The following is a 1,975-nucleotide window of genomic DNA, read 5'->3' on the forward strand; positions in this document are numbered from 1 at the left end:
CTAAGCAAAAAATACAATAAGCCGCCCATATAGACGGCTTATTTACATAGAATTCGTTAGCGAAAGTAATAAAGAATTTTATGTTCCTTTTAGTCCTCTTCAATTTTTTTGGAAATCTCAATCTGATAATGATTTAAATCCGATTTGCTCAAGTTCTTTTCCAAGTATTTTCTTACTTCTTCTTCACTAGTATTCCCTAATATTTCAATGGAAATATTAGGGTCTGTAATACCAATTTGGTAACTGGATAATTTGAATTTTTCGTAGGCAGAGTCAAGCACTGATGATGTACTATAAGATTGTCCTTCTTTGATACTTGTATAAACGATATAGCTTAACATTGTTACAACTATCATTAAACAGAAAAGGAATTTTTTCATCACATCACTCCCTTTTTATTCCATTTTATCATAAGAACTTGTTACAAGGTTACTGTTCTTTCTTGTATACTCCATACAGGTCAAGTTAACATAACGTCTCATTATCGGTAAAAAAGGCGGATATTTTACTTTCACAAGGAATCCCCTTTTTCTTTTTCTATAACTCTATTCATTTTTTATACATTCCTATCCTGGCGTGAGTTTTAGAGTTCTCATGTGTTACTAGATTAGCCGAAAAACTTTATAAAATCTTACATGCTCTTAGCGTGGGTTTTTCCAAAATGCTGGCGGTATCCCTATTTACGAAATTACTATTAATCAAAATAAAAATCCTGCTATTAACATACACTTTGTTATTGCTGATTACCATTCACTTGCTCTGTTTTTCTAGGTGTTCTATCTGGTATATATCGAATGGATGAACCATCCTCATATTCAATCACTTCATATTCGCCGTCTGTATAAACTTTCATTACCTCAATCCCCTCATTCTTCACTCCGAAAAACCATCTACCTCCTAACCAATGACTACCCGATATGTTATTGATCCCCAAAGCATCATGAGATCTAAAAGGACTGATTTCTTCAATCTGCTCAATACACGACTTTATTTCTTCGTAATACTTAGAGCGCTTTTTAAATGGGTGAAAATCTTTCTTTTTTGGTTTTTTAGAGACTTCTTCTTTAAACAATTCATGAGCTTCTGTATCAGTTCGAACCCAAAAGTATCCTGAATGATAAAAGACAAATCCGTCGTTAGTACCGTACTTCTCTTTGAAATCGTTAAAGAATCTTTTCGTATCTTCTCTTCTTTTCTGTCTTATACCATTCGCTATCTTGTTTCACCTCATAAATTGGTGCATCTAATGTTTTCATCCCTTATCCCTCCGCATAATATTTTTCAAATCCGCACATACTATAACTGCACAGTGAGCCTCCAATATGAACAGCATTTTCTTTCCCTTCCCTGGGGTGAGCAGTTAGCATTGGCTAGCTGCTCTTTTTAATTCGGATAGTTCCTTCTCAAGTTCTTCAATACGTTCGTCTCTAATTTGAACATCATCTCTTAAAAACTCGTTTTCTTCTTTAAACTTCATTCTTTCATTAACCAACTGTCGACACTCATGTATAGATGATTCACGGGCTGCTCTTAAAAGGTTTATTTCTTTATTCTGTAGTTCGATTTGTTTTACAGCATGATCAAAATCATCTTTTAACAATTGATACTTTGTAGAACTTTTCATCACGCACCTCGTTTCTCTACAAAATGAAATTTTTATAATCATTCTTCGTCATCATCTAACCGAATCAACCGCAACCGCCTTGTACTATTACCGCACACTTTTTCATAACTTGGAGCTAACATACATCTGAGCCAATCTAATGATTTATTAGCTACTGCACTGACTTCCAATATCGTTCCCTCTGTAATAAATTGATCGCCTTGGTACAGTGCATATACTCGTTTGTCCCACGGAATCATCCTCATTCCCCCTTCCAAATTCACATTTTCCAATCCTTAACAATTTATTTATATCTATTTATTCAAATATATGTTAATATAATTACGTCGGTCATATTATCTTTATTGACGA

The 1,975-nt window shown here is 33.9% G+C and carries 4 protein-coding genes; all 4 read right to left on the bottom strand.

Annotation, left to right across the window (positions count from 1 at the left end; translation table 11 throughout):
• Window positions 1-89 precede the first annotated feature (89 nt).
• Window positions 90-380, bottom strand: coding sequence for a YolC/YozM family protein (locus BAMA_RS23105; RefSeq protein ID WP_051759076.1), 291 nt, complete (start codon window positions 378-380; stop codon window positions 90-92).
• A gap of 353 nt (window positions 381-733) precedes the next feature.
• Entirely contained in the window at window positions 734-1,072 is a 339-nt protein-coding gene (locus tag BAMA_RS25330) for a hypothetical protein (RefSeq protein ID WP_235184508.1), read from the bottom strand.
• Window positions 1,073-1,360: 288 nt separating this feature from the next.
• Window positions 1,361-1,624 carry a hypothetical protein gene (locus BAMA_RS23115; RefSeq protein WP_034644375.1) on the bottom strand — a complete coding sequence of 88 codons (264 nt, stop codon included), beginning with the start codon at window positions 1,622-1,624 and terminating at the stop codon, window positions 1,361-1,363.
• A 38-nt stretch (window positions 1,625-1,662) separates the two neighbouring features.
• The gene (locus BAMA_RS23120; RefSeq protein ID WP_034644371.1) at window positions 1,663-1,863 is read right to left on the bottom strand and encodes a hypothetical protein; all 201 of its coding nucleotides are present in this window, start codon (window positions 1,861-1,863) and stop codon (window positions 1,663-1,665) included.
• Between the last annotated feature and the right edge of the window lie 112 nt (window positions 1,864-1,975).

Source organism: Bacillus manliponensis (genome assembly GCF_000712595.1).
Taxonomy (GTDB): Bacteria; Bacillota; Bacilli; order Bacillales; family Bacillaceae_G; genus Bacillus_A; species Bacillus_A manliponensis.

What these genes read in the sequence shown, in the direction of transcription:
- BAMA_RS23105 (WP_051759076.1), bottom strand. Translation starts at nt 380, where the DNA reads ATGAAAAAATTCCTTTTCTGTTTAATGATAGTTGTAACAATGTTAAGC.
- BAMA_RS23115 (WP_034644375.1), bottom strand. Translation starts at nt 1,624, where the DNA reads ATGAAAAGTTCTACAAAGTATCAATTGTTAAAAGATGATTTTGATCAT.
- BAMA_RS23120 (WP_034644371.1), bottom strand. Translation starts at nt 1,863, where the DNA reads ATGATTCCGTGGGACAAACGAGTATATGCACTGTACCAAGGCGATCAA.